Consider the following 13,710-nt stretch of genomic DNA (forward strand, 5'->3'; position numbering starts at 1 on the left):
GCCCAACCCCGGAATCGAGATGCGAGTCCGATCGCCAAGTACCTGCACATCTGACGTGCGGACTTGTCACGACACCGGCTTCGTTCGATTCCACCATCACGAGACTATCCAAATGCCTCAGATCACCATGCGCCAGATGCTGGAAGCCGGCGTGCACTTCGGCCACCAGACGCGCTACTGGAACCCCAAGATGTCGCCGTACATCTTCGGTGCCCGCGGCAAGATCCACATCATCAACCTCGAGAAGACGGTTCCGCTGTTCAACGACGCGATGAACTTCATCTCGGGCATCGCCCAGAAGCGCGGCATGATCCTGTTCGTCGGCACCAAGCGCAGCGCGCGCGAGGCGATCAAGGAAGAAGCCGAGCGTTGTGGCATGCCGTACATGACCCAGCGCTGGCTGGGCGGCACGCTGACCAACTTCCGCACGGTCAAGCAGTCGGTGTCGCGCCTGAAGGAACTCGAGTCGGCCGAGACCGACGGCACGTTCGAAAAGCTGGTCAAGCACGAAGTGCTGGGCCTGCGCCGCGAACGCGACAAGCTCGAGGCTTCGCTGGGCGGCATCAAGGAAATGAACCGCCTGCCCGACGCGCTGTTCGTCATCGACATCGGCCATGAGAACATCGCGATCCAGGAAGCCAAGAAGCTCGGCATCCCGGTCATCGCCGTCGTCGACACCAACTACGATCCGGCGCTGGTGGACTACGCGATCCCGGGCAACGACGACGCGATCCGCGCCGTGCAGCTGTACGCCAACGCCGCGGCCGACGCCGTGCTCGAAGGCAAGGCGGCCGCGCCGAGCGCGGCGACCGTGCGCGAGGAAGAGTTTGCAGAAGGCGGCGACAAGCCGGCCCGCGCCCCGCGCGGCAAGAAGACCGAGGAAGCCGCGGCCGAGTAATCGCCGCGACATGTGGCTGCGCCATGCTGCGCAGCCGCAGCGCCTCCGGCGCGATCGCCGTTCGCCTGCGAGCGGAGATCGCCAACGACCGGCCGTGCCCCGCGCGGCCGACGCATCCACCGAATACTGAGGTCATCCATGGAAATCACCGCATCCCTGGTCAAGGAACTGCGCGAGCGCACCGGCGCCGGCATGATGGAGTGCAAGAAGGCGCTGAGCGAGACCGCCGGCGACATCGACGCCGCCGCCGAAGCCCTGCGCAAGTCGGGCCTGGCCAAGGCCGACAAGAAGGCCGACCGCGTCGCCGCCGAAGGTCGCATCGTCGCCACGCAGAACGATCGCGCAGCGGTGCTGGTCGAGATCAACTCCGAGACCGACTTCGTCGCCAAGGATGACAACTTCCTGCGCTTCACCGAGGCCGTCGCCCAGGCCGCCCTCACCTCCGGCGCTGCCGATATCGACGCGCTCAAGGCCGCGAAGCTCGCCTCGGGCGAGACCGTCGAGGAAGCGCGCGCTGCCGTCATCGCCAAGGTCGGCGAGAACGTGCAGGTGCGTCGCATCGTGCGGATGGAGAGCAGCCACAACCTGGCGGCCTACGTCCACGGCGGCCGCATTGGCGTGCTGGTCGAACTGCAGGGCGGCGACGCCGACCTCGCGCGCGGCCTGGCGATGCACGTCGCGGCGATGAACCCGCCGCACAACAAGGCCGCTGACGTCCCGGCCGAGTTCATCGAGAAGGAAAAGGAAATCGAGCTGGCGAAGATGTCCGACAAGGACAAGAACAAGCCGGCCGATATCCTCGAGAAGATCATCAGCGGCAAGCTCAACAAGATCGTCAACGAAGTCACGCTCTACGGCCAGCCCTACGTGCTCGACACCGACAAGACGGTCGAGGCCACGCTCAAGGCCGCCGGCGCGGACGTGCTCGGCTTCAAGCGCCTGGCCGTCGGCGAAGGCATCGAGAAGGTCGTCGAGGACTACGCCGCCGAAGTGATGAAGCAGGCCGGCCTGGCCTGATCCATCCGCCGCGGGTCCTTGCCGGACACCGCCAGGCGACAGAAAAGCACGCCCCTTACGGGCGTGCTTTTTTTTGCCTCATCTCCCTCGTTAGCGAAAATGAGCGTGCTTCTTCGAAGCGACAGCGGCCTGCCAGCCAGAAGCCGCTCTCCCCTCGGTCAGACCGCTTTGCGGTCCGGCCACGCGAAGCACGCGCTTCACTCCTGGAACACCACGCCTTCCATCGACACCGGCAGATGGTCCTGGGCCGCGCCCTGCAGGAACGCCTCGTAGGCCGGGCTCCCGCGAAACGCGCCGAACCGGTACGGAAACTGCGCCAGGTCCGCGTTCGAGAAGTCCGGCCTGCGTGCCAGGAACAGGCCCACGAGCGCCGAGAGCACCGGCAGGTCCGGGCAATCCTCTTCCATCCACAGGCATTGCCCCGACTCGTTGACCTCCAGGAAGACGAAGCCGCCATCCGGCCGGACGATAAAGTCGAACGACCCGTGGACCAAGCCCAACATCGCCATGACCCGCAGACACCCCTCGCGCACCTGCTCGGGCAGCTGGAACGGCGTCACGGTCGGATGCTTGGCGGCGTGGCGCCAGTCCACCGCCAGGTCGGGATCGCCGCGCGTATCCAGGCGCGCGGCGATTACCGCCTGCCCGAACACGGCCACCCGTACCTCAAACGCTTTGTCGACGTAGTGCTGGTAGATCAGCGGGGACGCCTGCAGGACGCGTGGATCCTCCAGGTCCCGCTCGGTCACCAGCGAGGACAGGTACTCGTACGAGCGACCATCGCGCGTGTTCCATAGATGCGGGAAGAACGGCTTGGCGATGACCCGGCCTCTGTGAGCGCGCACGAATGTACGGATCTGGGCCGGATCGTTGCTCGCCAGCGTCTCGGGCACGATCATGCCGCAGGCCTGCGCCAAGCGCAGCTGATGCAACTTGTTGTGCCGGCTGGTCATGAAGCTCGTCAGCGGGTTGACCCACCAGGCCTGGGGGGCAAGCACATGCAGCAATCCCCAGAAGAAGCGCTCGCTTTCGCGTCGACAGGCCTCCGCATCGCGGACATCCAGGCCCTCCGGCACGCCGGGCGAGCGTCCGATCCTGCGGATCCACACGAAATCGCAGTCGGCATCGGGCAGGCTGCCCGCCGCCGCGTCCGCGGTCTCGCGCAGCTCGAAGCTGTGGGTCGCGCGCGCGGGAAAGTCGCTCAGGCACATCCAGCGCGTCGCGATGCCGCGATCGGCAAGCGCCCACGCGACCGCGCCCGCATGGACGTCTCCGGGATGGGTGACGACGCGTAGATGTCCAGGCATGAAGGGCGTTCCGTCGATGGCGATGCGGGTGTTCTACCGCAGACCGCGGCCGCCATGCGAGCGGGCTCGCCGGCATCCGACACCACGGGGCATGTCCCCCGGACGATTTGACAGGGGGGATGGTCATGGACTAAGACACCGAGGACGCCGCCATGTCGACGGCGCCGCGAATCGAAAAGGAGACGTCGCCATGTCGAAGCCAGGACCCGCCCCCCACTCGCCCACCGCCGACGCGCCCGGCAGCTTCCGCCTGCTCAGCCGCCAACTCGCGCGCGACCTTACCGACACCGAGATCGACGCCGTTGCCGGCGGTACGACCTCGCGGACCCAGCTGTCGGCCCAGGTCTCGGCGCAGATCATCGTCGTCGACGATGCCGATGCATGAGTCACCGGCCGGGCATCCTGCCCGGCCAGCCTCCGCTTGATGGGCCGCGCAACTCGGCGAGCGCTCAGCGCGCTGCTGCTGCTCGCCGGCGGTTCGGCCGCATGGGCTGGCACGCCGACGCCCGTGCTGCTCGACCGTCTTCCTGCTGACAGCGCGGTCGATCTGACCCGCCTGGACTGGATCCGGCCGCGGTTCTCGTCTGATCCGACCGAGCGCGCGCACTGGCACGCGCTGCTGGACTGGGCCAAGGCCACACGGCGCGCACGCACGTCGGCCCTGCGCGAGACCTTGCGCACGCGCGGCGTCGACGCCGCCGCGCTCCCCGAGGCCTGCTACGGGGACCGGCGGTGCGGCTTGATCATGGATGCGGAGGCGACGGCGGCCGCATTCGACGACTGGCCGGCCTTTGAGGCCGCCGCCAAGGACGCATGGCCCTACGTGCTGGGCCTGCGCCGCGCGGTGGAGATCGTGTCCCAGGTGCAGCCCCCCTCGACCGACCGCGAGGAGGCCCACGCCGTGGCGGCGGACCTGCAACGGCGCGCCACCAATGACCAGATCCTGCGCTATGCCCTCGATGGGGTGCCCGGCCGCGATGCCGGGCCCGACGATCCGCTCTATGCGACCTACGCGTTCGCGCTCGGCGACGATGTGCGTCGGCTGGACGCGGACAACGCCGCCTTCGCGGCGCAGCTGATGACCCGTCACGATGGCTGGCCCGCGCTCACCGCCCTGCCCGAGCAGGCGCAGGCCCAGCTGTGGCTTCTGGTCCAGCACGCCGACCAGCGGCCCGATCTCCAGTACCAGGCCTTGCTCGCCATGCAACGGCGCCATGCCGACGGCGCGGTGCCGGCCCGCTACGGCTTTCTCTACGACCGGGTCATGCTCAAGCTCGACGGCCGGCAGCGCTACGGCACCCAGGTCACCTGCATCGAGAGCCGTCGCGCGCCGCAGCCACTGGAAGACGAGGCGCGGGTCGACGCGCTGCGCGCCGAGTTGAAGATGCCACCGCTGAGCGAGTATCTCGCCCAATTTCCGGATTGCGCCACGGCGCCCTGACGCCGCGCGAGACGGGCCCGCTCACGCAGCAAGGCGCAAGCGAACCCGTGACCTGGGCGGTCAGTCGAGGTCGCGGACCCCGAGTTCGTCGAGCGCATCGCGCATCAGCGCCGCGGCCGGCTCGCTGAGCTTCTCGTTGTCGAGCGCGTAACGGATCGTCGCTTCGATCAGTCCCAGATGTGTGCCGCAGTCGAAGCGCGTGCCGCGGAAGCGGTAGGCGTGCACCGGCTTTTCGGCGAGCAGGGCCGAAATAGCGTCGGTGAGCTGGATCTCCCCGCCCGCGCCCGGCGGTGTCTGCTCGAGCAACGGGAAGATCCGACCATCGAGCACATAGCGGCCGACGACCGCCAGAGTGCTCGGCGCCTCCTCGGGCTTGGGCTTCTCGACCATCGAATGGATGCGGCCGTGCCGACCCTCGAACGCATCGGTGGCGACGATGCCGTAGCTGGCTGTCTTCTCCGGCGGCACGTCCTGGACCGCGATCATGCTCGCGCCAGTCTGCGCATGCGCATCGGCCATCTGCTTGAGCGCACCGTCGCCGCCCCGGTTCCACAGCAGATCGTCGGGCAGCAACACCGCGAATGGCTCGTCGCCAACCACCGGGCGCGCGCACAGGACCGCGTCGCCCAGTCCACGGGCCTCGGGCTGGGTCACGAAAATCGCGCGCACCCCGTCAGGCAGCGGCCGGCGCACCTTCTCCAGCAGTTCGTGCTTGCCTGACGCCTCGAGCCGGTCTTCGAGCTCGTAGGCCTTGTCGAAGTAGTCGCCGATGGCGTGCTTGTAACGGTTGGTGACGAACACCAGCGTGTCGCAGCCAGCCTCGATCGCCTCGTCCACCGCGTACTGGATCAGGGGGCGATCGACGATCGGCAGCATTTCCTTGGGCACCGTCTTGGTCGCGGGCAGAAACCGCGTTCCCAGGCCGGCGACGGGAAACACCGCCTTTCGAATCCTTTGTGTCATGGTTGTCTCGCGTGTCGTGGGGGAAAGGCAACGATAGTCGCTGTAGTACTCGTGCGCTGCAGCGCCGCATCCGCGGCGGCCGGCTTGAACTCGGGCACGGCGTCGCGCAGCGCCGCCCCCAGTTGCTCGAGGTCGTAGCGCGCGACGCCGTCTTCGAGACGCGCCAGCGCCGCAGCCAGCTTCTCCGGATGCACGGGACGCGCTTCGGCCTGCAGGATCTTCGGATGCACGGTGGGCCGATAGCGCTCGTCGGCATGGAACAGGGTCTCGTGCAGCTTTTCGCCGGGGCGCAGGCCCGAATAGACGATCGCGACATCATGGCCGGGTTGCTTGCCGCCGAGGCGAATCATCTGCTCGGCCAGCAAGCGGATCGAGACCGGTTCGCCCATGTCGAGCGTGTAGACGGCCTGCGAGGCGCCAATCGCGACCGATTGCATGATCAGCTGGCAGGCCTCTGGGATGGTCATGAAGTAGCGGGTCACCTCCGGGTCGGTGACCGTCACCGGGCCGCCGCGCCGGATCTGTTCGCGGAACAGTGGCACCACGCTGCCGGCCGAGTCGAGCACATTGCCGAAGCGCACGGTCACAAAGCCGGTCCCGCCGGCGCCCGCCAGGTCCTGGCAGACCATTTCCGCCAGGCGCTTGGTCGCCCCGAGCACGTTCACCGGATCGACCGCCTTGTCGGTGGAGATCAGCACGAACGTGCTCGCGCCGTGCTCGACCGCCGCACGGGCGACGTTGCGGGTGGACAACACGTTGTTGCGCACGCCTTCGCGCAGTTGCTGCTCCAGAACCGGCACCTGCTTGTAGGCCGCGGCATGGAAGACCGCGTCCGGCGACGACAGCCGCATTGCGTGCGCCATCACCGCGGGATCACCGCAGTCGCCGAGCACCGGCGTGACCCGGATATGCGGGAAATCACGCCGCAGTTCGCCTTCGATGCGGGTCAACGCGAGCTCGTCGATCTCCACCAGTGCGATCTGCGCGGCGCCATGGCGTGCGCACTGCCGGCACAGTTCCGAGCCGATCGAACCACCGGCGCCGGTCACCAGCACACAGCGCCCGCGCAGCCAACCGCGGATCGCCTTCCAGTCCGGCAGCACCGGCTTGCGTCCGAGCAGATCCTCGATCGCGACTTCCTTCAATTCGCCCGGCAGCGAGCGACCTTCCAGCAGGTCGTCGAGCCGGGGCACAGTCCGGAACGGCAGCGCCGTCCGTTCGCAGGCGGCGACCACGCGGCGCATCGCCGCGGCATCGGCGGACGGCATCGCGATGACCAGCAACTTGGCGGCGGTCTCCGGCGCGATCCGCTCCACATCCTCGACACGGCCGAGCACCGGCACACCCTGCAACTGGCTGCCGCGCAGTTTCGGCGCATCGTCGAGGAACCCGACCGGATCGTAGGCGCCGGTCCGGCGCAGGTCGCGCACCAGGGTTTCGCCGGCCTGACCGGCACCGAGGATCAGTACCCGGGTCGCGGTTTGGTCCAAGCGCACGCTGCCGTGATCCTTCCAGGCCCGGTACAGCAATCGCGGCATGCCCAGCAACGCCGCGAGCAGCAGCGGGTAGACGATCAGCACGCTGCGCGGGACGAGGTCGAGCCGGTTGTAGACGAACAGCACCAGCAGGATCGCGAGCAGGCCCAAGACCGACGCCTTCACGATGTTGAGCAGATCCGGAATGCTGGCAAAACGCCACACGCCGCGGTACAGGCCCACACGCCAGAAGATCACACCCTGTGCCAACAAGATCAGGGCGACTTCGACCGACAGCGGCGAGAACGCAGGTGCCTGCGCCATCACTGAGAAGCGGAACTGGTGCAGCCCGACCCAGCACAGCCACACCATGGCCAGATCGTGCACGACCACCGCCAAGCGGGGTCCCAGGACACCGAGCCGGGTCCTTACATCATGCATCGGGATTCATCCTTGAGGGCAACGTTGCCCGGCGAGCAAGCGGACGCGGGCGGCGCACCAGACGGAGACAATGAGCAGATACCATGCGACCAAGGCTCCGATGATAACCGGGCGACCGTGCCCGGCGAGCAATCCGCACGCCAGCACCCCGATCATCGACAGCGCCGCGTAACCAGCGGCGACCCTCGCATGCGGATGCCCGGCCTGCACGGCGCGCTGGTAGACATGCTGGACATGCGGCGTCCACCAGCGTTCGCCGCGCAGCATGCGTGAAACGAGTGTCAACGAGGCGTCAATCAGGAACGGCGCAAGCGGGAAGCACAGCGTCCAGACCGCCGGATGGCCGATCTCCAGCGAGGCCGCGGCAATCAGGCCCGCCAGCGCATAGCCGAGGCTGCCGCTCCCGACGTCGCCGAGGAAGATCCGCGCTTTCGGGCAGTTGAACGGCAGAAAGCCGCCGCAGGCGGCCAGCAATGCGATCGCCAACACGCCGGCCCCACCCCAGGGTCCGGCCACCCACGCGACCGCCAGCGCGGCCAGCATCGCCTGGCTGGTGGCGATGCCGTCGATTCCGTCCATGAAGTTCCAGACGTTGATCAGGCCGACCGCCAGCACGAACACCGCCGCGCCCCACCATAACGGTTGGCCGGCATGGATCACCGCAACCGCCAGCAACGCGGCGGCGACCGCGTGGACCGCCAGCCGCGACCACGGCGACAACGGTCGATGGTCATCGAGCCAGCCGATACCGGCGACCAAGACGAGGCCGGCCAGCAAGGCCAGATGCACGCCGGGGAACGCCGCCTGCCAGGTTGTCCACGCCAGTACGCACAGCATGACGACCACGATCGCGATGCCGCCGCCGCGCGGGGTCGGCACGGCGTGACTGCGCCGTTCGCCCGGGGCGTCGACCAACTGGCGCGACAGTGCATAGCGACGCGCCAGCCAGGTTCCCGCCGACGCCGAGACCAGGGCCAGGACGGCGACTGCGATGAGCGCCTGCGGCTGCACTCAGACCACGGCGTAGTTCAGCAGCGGCTTGATCGTGCCCCACTCCTTGCAACTCGGGCACTGCCAGTGATGGCTGCGCGCGCCGAAGCCGCACTGCTTGCAGCGATAGCTGGGATTGCGCACCAGCAACTGCTCGGTGATCAGTCGCAGCTCCTGCAGCGTGCCGGCATGGTCGACCCCGTCGGCGAGCGTGAGATCGATCAGCGCCGCCTCGCCGCGAACCGAGGGCCGGTCCTTGAGCTGGCGCGCCAGGTAGGTGCGCGCCGCGTGGACGCCCTCTTCCTGTTCGACCAGCCGCGTGAGCGCCAGGACCGGCGCCACGCCCGGGTAGTGCTCGGTCATCTGCGATAGGAAATTGCGCGCGCCCGGCGTGTCGCCGACCCGCTCGTAGGCGGCCAGGAGCGGCCCGAGGATCTCGGGCAGGAAATCGGGATCGTGGCGGGCCGCGCGCTCGAACGCGCGGATCGCCGCGACATCGTTACCGGCATCGATCTCGATCCGGCCCTCGAGGATACCGGCACGCACCGATCCCGAATCCGCGGCGTAGGCGCGGGCGACCGCCGCGCGCGCCTCGTCGGGGTTGCCGGCCGAACGGTGGCGATCGGCCAGCTCACATTCGAACTGCGCAATCAGCTTGCCCATCGGCTCGCCGGTCGCCGCTTCGTAGCGGGTCGCGTTCTCGATCGCCTTGGCCCAGTCGCGCTCGGCTTGGTAGATGCCGATCAGGTGGCGCAGCGCATGCGGCGCCCGCTGGTCGATGCGGGCCAGATCGCTGAACACCGTCTCGGCGCGGTCGAGCAACCCGGACTTCATGTAGTCCTCGCCCAGTGCCAGCAGCGCCTGCACCTTCTGCTGGTCGTTGAGATCGGACCGCTGCACCAGGCCCTGGTGCAGGCGGATCGCACGGTCGACCTCACCGCGCCGGCGGAACAGGTGGCCGAGCGCGACCTGGGTCTCGAAGGTGTCCTTGTCGAGCTCGGCGATGTGCAGAAACAGCTCGATCGCCTTGTCGGGCTGTTCGTTGAGCAGGTAGTTGAGACCGCGGAAATAGGTCGTCGACAGTCGGCTGACCTGGGTGTCGCTGTGCCGCTCGCCGCCGCGTCGCCCGATCACCCAGCCGCTGAGCGCCGCGATCGGCAGCAGGAGGAAGAACCAGAACCACTCGGTGACAAACGCCATGGATCATGCTCCATCAGGAAGGTCGCCTTGCATCCCCATCGCGCGGCGCGGTCGATACACGCGACCACGGCATTTCGACGACGGTCGACGGGCCGTCGTCGATCCTAACCGCTCGGGGATCGGCGGTGCCAACCATGTGCGGCGGCACCAGGCAGACAGAAAACAGCGCGCCTTGGCGCGCTCACTCGTCCGCGGGCAGCGGTTGCACGTCGCTGACGCGATCGCGCAGTTCCTTGCCCGGCTTGAAATGCGGGACGTGCTTGCCCGGCAGTGCCACGGCATCACCGGTCTTGGGATTGCGGCCGGTGCGCGGCGGGCGGAAATGCAGCGAGAAGCTGCCAAAACCACGGACCTCGATACGATCGCCCGCCGCCAACGCGCCGCCCATCATTTCGAGCATGGCCTTGACCGCCAGGTCGACGTCCTCGCCCTTGAGGTGGGCCTGCCGCTGGGTCAGCAGTTCGATGAGTTCCGACTTCGTCATATCTCTGCTTGCAGATGCGCAAACGCCGGCCCGGGGACGACCCCCGGACCGGCGCCGAACGCATTACTCCGACTTGTTACCCAGCTGCTCGCGCAGCAGCGCGCCCAGCTTGGTGGTGCCGCTCGACGCGTCCGAGGCCTGCTTGTTGTACTCGGCCAGGGTCTCGGCGGTCTCCGCCTCGTCCTTGGCGCGGATCGACAGCTGCAGCGAACGGGTCTTGCGGTCCATGCCGAAGTACTTGGCCTCGATCTCCTGGCCGACCTTCAGATGCTGGCTGGCATCGTCGATGCGCTGGTCGCTGATGTCGCGCGCCGACACGTAGCCTTCCACGCCCTCGCCCAGGTCAATGACCGCACCCTTGGCGTCGACTTCCTTCACGGTGCCCGAAACCTTCGAGCCACGCGGGTTGTTGGCCATGAACTGGCCCAGCGGATCCTGCTCGAGCTGCTTGACGCCAAGCGAGATGCGCTCGCGCTCCGGATCGACTGCCAGCACCACGGCCTCGAGGGTGTCGCCCTTCTTGAAGTTGCGGGCCACGTCTTCGCCGGTGGAGTTCCAGGCGATGTCCGACAGGTGGATCAGACCGTCGATGCCGCCGTCCAGGCCGATGAAGATGCCGAAGTCGGTGATCGACTTGATCTGGCCGTCGACCTTGTCGCCCTTCTTGTGGATCGCGGCGAAGGTCTCCCACGGGTTGCTGGTGACCTGCTTGATGCCCAGCGAGATACGGCGACGCTCTTCGTCGACGTCGAGCACCATGACCTCGACCTCGTCGCCGACCTGCACGACCTTCGACGGGTTGACGTTCTTGTTGGTCCAGTCCATCTCCGAGACGTGCACCAGGCCCTCGACGCCCGGCTCGATCTCGACGAACGCACCGTAATCGGTGACGTTGGAGACCTTGCCGAACACGCGGGTGTTGGACGGATAGCGGCGCGAGATGTTGTCCCACGGATCCTCGCCCAGCTGCTTGAGGCCGAGGCTGACGCGGTTGCGCTCGCGGTCGTACTTGAGCACGCGGACTTCGAGCTCCTGGCCCACTTCCACCACTTCGGACGGATGGCGCACGCGCTTCCAGGCCATGTCGGTGATGTGCAGCAGGCCGTCGATGCCGCCCAGGTCGACGAACGCGCCGTAGTCGGTGAGATTCTTGACCACGCCCTTGAGCACGGCGCCCTCGACCAGCTTCTCCATCAGCGCTTCGCGCTCCTCGGAGTGCTCGCTCTCGACGACCGCGCGGCGCGAGACGACGACGTTGTTGCGCTTGCGATCGAGCTTGATCAGCTTGAACTCGAGTTCCTTGCCCTCGAGGTAGACCGGGTCGCGGACCGGGCGCACATCGACCAGCGAGCCGGGCAGGAACGCGCGGACATCCTTGATGTCGACGGTGAAGCCACCCTTGACCTTGCCGCTGATGCGGCCGGTGATGGTCTCGTTCTTCTCGAGCGCTTCCTCGAGCTCGTCCCACACCATCGCGCGCTTGGCCTTCTCGCGCGAAAGCACGGTCTCGCCGAAGCCGTTTTCGAGCGAGTCCAGCGCCACCTTGACGGTGTCGCCCTCGGCCACGTCGATCTCGCCGGCCTCGTTACGGAACTGCTCGATCGGCACGATGCCTTCGGACTTCAGGCCGGCGTTGATCACGACGACGTCGGTGCGGACCTGCACCACGACGCCGGTGACGATGGCGCCCGGCTTGAGCTTGGCCAGGTTGGTCTGGCTCTGTTCGAACAGTTCTGCGAATGATTCGGTCATTTGGTGAATACCTGGTTGATGTCGGACCGGGCCGGCCAGCAACGGAGCACGGTGCCGGAGGTCCACCCGTTGATCGGCCGTCGCGGGATTGCAGGGCCGTGAGTGTTGGAATGGAAAAACACCGGCGCCGCGCCTTGGGCGTGGTGCCGGAACCGTTGGAGCGATGACGCGGTGTTGCGGTTGCGGCATGCGACCGGACGCTCCGTCCGGGGCACGCGACTGCTGGACACGCCGGCGACGGCAGGCGCGCGGGACCGGACCTCTTTTAGTCCATGCGCGCCGGCAGCAGCGCCAGCACCTGCGCCACGACGGCCTCGATGCCTCGGCCGGTGGTGTCGATGCGGACGGCCTCCTCGGCCGGCCGCAACGGCGCCACTGCGCGACTGGCATCGCGGGCGTCACGCGCGAGGATCTCGCGCAGCAGACCGTCCATTGTCACCGAAACCCCCTTGCCCTTCAACTGTTTATAGCGACGCTCGGCGCGTTCCTCAGCGCTCGCGGTCAGAAACACCTTCCAGCGCGCGTCGGGAAAGATGACCGTGCCCATGTCGCGCCCATCGGCGACCAGCCCCGGCGGCGTCCTGAATGCGCGCTGCCGGTCCTTGAGCGCCGCCCGGACCTCGGGAATGGCCGCGATCGCCGAGGCCGCCGCCCCTGCGGTCTCGGTCCGGAGCTCGTCGGTGGCGTCGTGCCCGTTGACGATCACCCGCGGCTCGCCGAAGGCATCGTCGCGGAACGCGATCGTGGTGTCGAACGCGCAGCGCACCAGCGCGCCGGCATCGCCCAGGTCGAGATCGGCCCAGCCGGCCGCCACTGCGACCGCCCGGTACAAGGCGCCCGAGTCCAGGTAATGCCAGCCCAGCCGCTGCGCGACCGCCCGACTGATCGTGCCTTTGCCCGACCCGGAGGGCCCGTCGATCGTCAACACCGGCGTCTCGGCCGTCATTTGCGTCTCCTGCGCATGGCGCCCGAAGCCCCAAGCGCTTGAATCAGGTGGAAATAAGCCGCTAGAATAGCCGGCTTGCCGTTCGTATCCCATCCCAGAGGTTTGTCATGAAGGTCCTGTCGTCCCTGAAGTCGGCGAAGACCCGCCACCGCGATTGCAAGGTTGTGCGTCGCCGCGGCAAGGTCTTCGTGATCTGCAAGTCCAATCCCCGCTTCAAGGCGCGTCAGCGCTAAGAGCGAGGCGGAGCACGCGCGCCTCGGCGCCGTGGTGTTCCGGCAATTCTGCGCCAGCCCTGCGGGCCGGGCGCGGCACGCGGGGGCCGCAGCGATGCGGCCCTTCGTCGTATCGGCGCCGGCCGCATGCAGCGCCGTTGCAGGCCGTCTGCTACATACCGCGATGCGGCAGGAGTCCTCGGTCCTGCCCCTCCCCGTTCGCAGGCCAGGAGTCCGTCATGTCGCGTTCCACCGTCACGATGTTCGCAGCCGCCGCGCTCGGCGCCACCTTGTTGCTCGGCACCGCACCGGCCACGGCAGACACCCTGCTGGTCGACCGCAGCCGACAGCCGGCCGGGCTGACCGTCCCCGCACGCGGTATGACGATGGCCCAGGTCGAGGCCGACTTCGGCGCACCGTCCCAGCGGCTCGAACCGCGCGGCGGTCAGAAGCGGCAATGGCCGACGATCCACCGCTGGGTCTACCCCGCCTTCACCGTCTATTTCGAGCGCAACCGGGTCGTCGACACGGTCGCCAATCGCGCGACCGCGTCCGAGATCGGTCCCAAGCCCGCCATCCGTTGA

Annotated in this window: 14 protein-coding genes; 6 read left to right on the forward strand and 8 right to left on the reverse strand. The window is 67.8% G+C overall.

The features are described from left to right. Positions 1–112 precede the first annotated feature (112 nt). Complete coding sequence (gene rpsB / locus MNO14_RS10625) at positions 113–898, forward strand: 30S ribosomal protein S2 (protein WP_241943723.1); 786 nt, start codon at positions 113–115, stop codon at positions 896–898. 138 nt (positions 899–1,036) lie between these two features. Beyond that, complete coding sequence (tsf, locus tag MNO14_RS10630) at positions 1,037–1,915, forward strand: translation elongation factor Ts (protein ID WP_241943724.1); 879 nt, start codon at positions 1,037–1,039, stop codon at positions 1,913–1,915. Positions 1,916–2,112: 197 nt separating this feature from the next. Here tsf and MNO14_RS10635 read toward each other — a convergent pair whose 3' ends face one another. After that, positions 2,113–3,222 (reverse strand): hypothetical protein, encoded by a 1,110-nt coding sequence (locus MNO14_RS10635; RefSeq protein ID WP_241943725.1) that lies wholly within the window; start codon positions 3,220–3,222, stop codon positions 2,113–2,115. A 190-nt stretch (positions 3,223–3,412) separates the two neighbouring features. Between MNO14_RS10635 and MNO14_RS10640 the strand changes: the two genes are divergently transcribed. After that, positions 3,413–3,607, forward strand: coding sequence for a hypothetical protein (locus MNO14_RS10640; RefSeq protein WP_241943726.1), 195 nt, complete (start codon positions 3,413–3,415; stop codon positions 3,605–3,607). A gap of 39 nt (positions 3,608–3,646) precedes the next feature. Next, positions 3,647–4,663 carry a DUF6624 domain-containing protein gene (locus MNO14_RS10645; protein WP_241943727.1) on the forward strand — a complete coding sequence of 339 codons (1,017 nt, stop codon included), beginning with the start codon at positions 3,647–3,649 and terminating at the stop codon, positions 4,661–4,663. 60 nt (positions 4,664–4,723) lie between these two features. On the opposite strand, the gene galU is transcribed toward MNO14_RS10645, so the two are convergent. The 7 genes from galU to cmk form a co-directional block, all read right to left on the reverse strand. Continuing rightward, positions 4,724–5,626 carry a UTP--glucose-1-phosphate uridylyltransferase GalU gene (gene galU, locus MNO14_RS10650; RefSeq protein WP_241943728.1) on the reverse strand — a complete coding sequence of 301 codons (903 nt, stop codon included), beginning with the start codon at positions 5,624–5,626 and terminating at the stop codon, positions 4,724–4,726. Next, the gene (locus tag MNO14_RS10655) at positions 5,623–7,542 is read right to left on the reverse strand and encodes a nucleoside-diphosphate sugar epimerase/dehydratase (protein WP_241943729.1); all 1,920 of its coding nucleotides are present in this window, start codon (positions 7,540–7,542) and stop codon (positions 5,623–5,625) included. Before MNO14_RS10655 ends, galU begins: the two co-directional genes overlap by 4 nt. A gap of 6 nt (positions 7,543–7,548) precedes the next feature. After that, positions 7,549–8,553: a lipopolysaccharide biosynthesis protein gene (locus MNO14_RS10660; RefSeq protein WP_241943730.1), complete on the reverse strand. Its 1,005-nt coding sequence runs from the start codon at positions 8,551–8,553 to the stop codon at positions 7,549–7,551. Then, positions 8,554–9,732, reverse strand: a complete 1,179-nt coding sequence (gene lapB / locus MNO14_RS10665; RefSeq protein ID WP_241943731.1) for a lipopolysaccharide assembly protein LapB — start codon at positions 9,730–9,732, stop codon at positions 8,554–8,556. A 181-nt stretch (positions 9,733–9,913) separates the two neighbouring features. Continuing rightward, entirely contained in the window at positions 9,914–10,216 is a 303-nt protein-coding gene (locus MNO14_RS10670) for an integration host factor subunit beta (RefSeq protein WP_047135970.1), read from the reverse strand. Positions 10,217–10,279: 63 nt separating this feature from the next. Continuing rightward, positions 10,280–11,968 carry a 30S ribosomal protein S1 gene (gene rpsA / locus MNO14_RS10675; protein WP_183425738.1) on the reverse strand — a complete coding sequence of 563 codons (1,689 nt, stop codon included), beginning with the start codon at positions 11,966–11,968 and terminating at the stop codon, positions 10,280–10,282. 265 nt (positions 11,969–12,233) lie between these two features. Next, complete coding sequence (cmk, locus tag MNO14_RS10680) at positions 12,234–12,914, reverse strand: (d)CMP kinase (protein WP_241943732.1); 681 nt, start codon at positions 12,912–12,914, stop codon at positions 12,234–12,236. Between the two features lie 107 nt (positions 12,915–13,021). On the opposite strand from cmk, the gene ykgO reads away from it, so the two are divergent. Together ykgO and MNO14_RS10690 are read left to right on the forward strand one after the other, a co-directional pair. Further along, complete coding sequence (gene ykgO, locus MNO14_RS10685; RefSeq protein ID WP_005913193.1) at positions 13,022–13,147, forward strand: type B 50S ribosomal protein L36; 126 nt, start codon at positions 13,022–13,024, stop codon at positions 13,145–13,147. Positions 13,148–13,386: 239 nt separating this feature from the next. Next, positions 13,387–13,710 carry a hypothetical protein gene (locus tag MNO14_RS10690; RefSeq protein ID WP_241946319.1) on the forward strand — a complete coding sequence of 108 codons (324 nt, stop codon included), beginning with the start codon at positions 13,387–13,389 and terminating at the stop codon, positions 13,708–13,710.

The organism is Luteimonas sp. S4-F44, from assembly GCF_022637415.1.
Lineage (GTDB): Bacteria > Pseudomonadota > Gammaproteobacteria > Xanthomonadales > Xanthomonadaceae > Luteimonas.

Bases quoted from the DNA above. Each gene is read 5' to 3' on its own strand.
- tsf (WP_241943724.1), top strand. From the start codon at position 1,037: ATGGAAATCACCGCATCCCTGGTCAAGGAACTGCGCGAGCGCACCGGC.
- MNO14_RS10635 (WP_241943725.1), bottom strand. From the start codon at position 3,222: ATGCCTGGACATCTACGCGTCGTCACCCATCCCGGAGACGTCCATGCG.
- galU (WP_241943728.1), bottom strand. From the start codon at position 5,626: ATGACACAAAGGATTCGAAAGGCGGTGTTTCCCGTCGCCGGCCTGGGA.
- MNO14_RS10645 (WP_241943727.1), top strand. From the start codon at position 3,647: ATGGGCCGCGCAACTCGGCGAGCGCTCAGCGCGCTGCTGCTGCTCGCC.
- rpsA (WP_183425738.1), bottom strand. From the start codon at position 11,968: ATGACCGAATCATTCGCAGAACTGTTCGAACAGAGCCAGACCAACCTG.
- rpsB (WP_241943723.1), top strand. From the start codon at position 113: ATGCCTCAGATCACCATGCGCCAGATGCTGGAAGCCGGCGTGCACTTC.
- lapB (WP_241943731.1), bottom strand. From the start codon at position 9,732: ATGGCGTTTGTCACCGAGTGGTTCTGGTTCTTCCTCCTGCTGCCGATC.
- cmk (WP_241943732.1), bottom strand. From the start codon at position 12,914: ATGACGGCCGAGACGCCGGTGTTGACGATCGACGGGCCCTCCGGGTCG.
- MNO14_RS10690 (WP_241946319.1), top strand. From the start codon at position 13,387: ATGTTCGCAGCCGCCGCGCTCGGCGCCACCTTGTTGCTCGGCACCGCA.
- MNO14_RS10670 (WP_047135970.1), bottom strand. From the start codon at position 10,216: ATGACGAAGTCGGAACTCATCGAACTGCTGACCCAGCGGCAGGCCCAC.
- ykgO (WP_005913193.1), top strand. From the start codon at position 13,022: ATGAAGGTCCTGTCGTCCCTGAAGTCGGCGAAGACCCGCCACCGCGAT.
- MNO14_RS10655 (WP_241943729.1), bottom strand. From the start codon at position 7,542: ATGCATGATGTAAGGACCCGGCTCGGTGTCCTGGGACCCCGCTTGGCG.
- MNO14_RS10640 (WP_241943726.1), top strand. From the start codon at position 3,413: ATGTCGAAGCCAGGACCCGCCCCCCACTCGCCCACCGCCGACGCGCCC.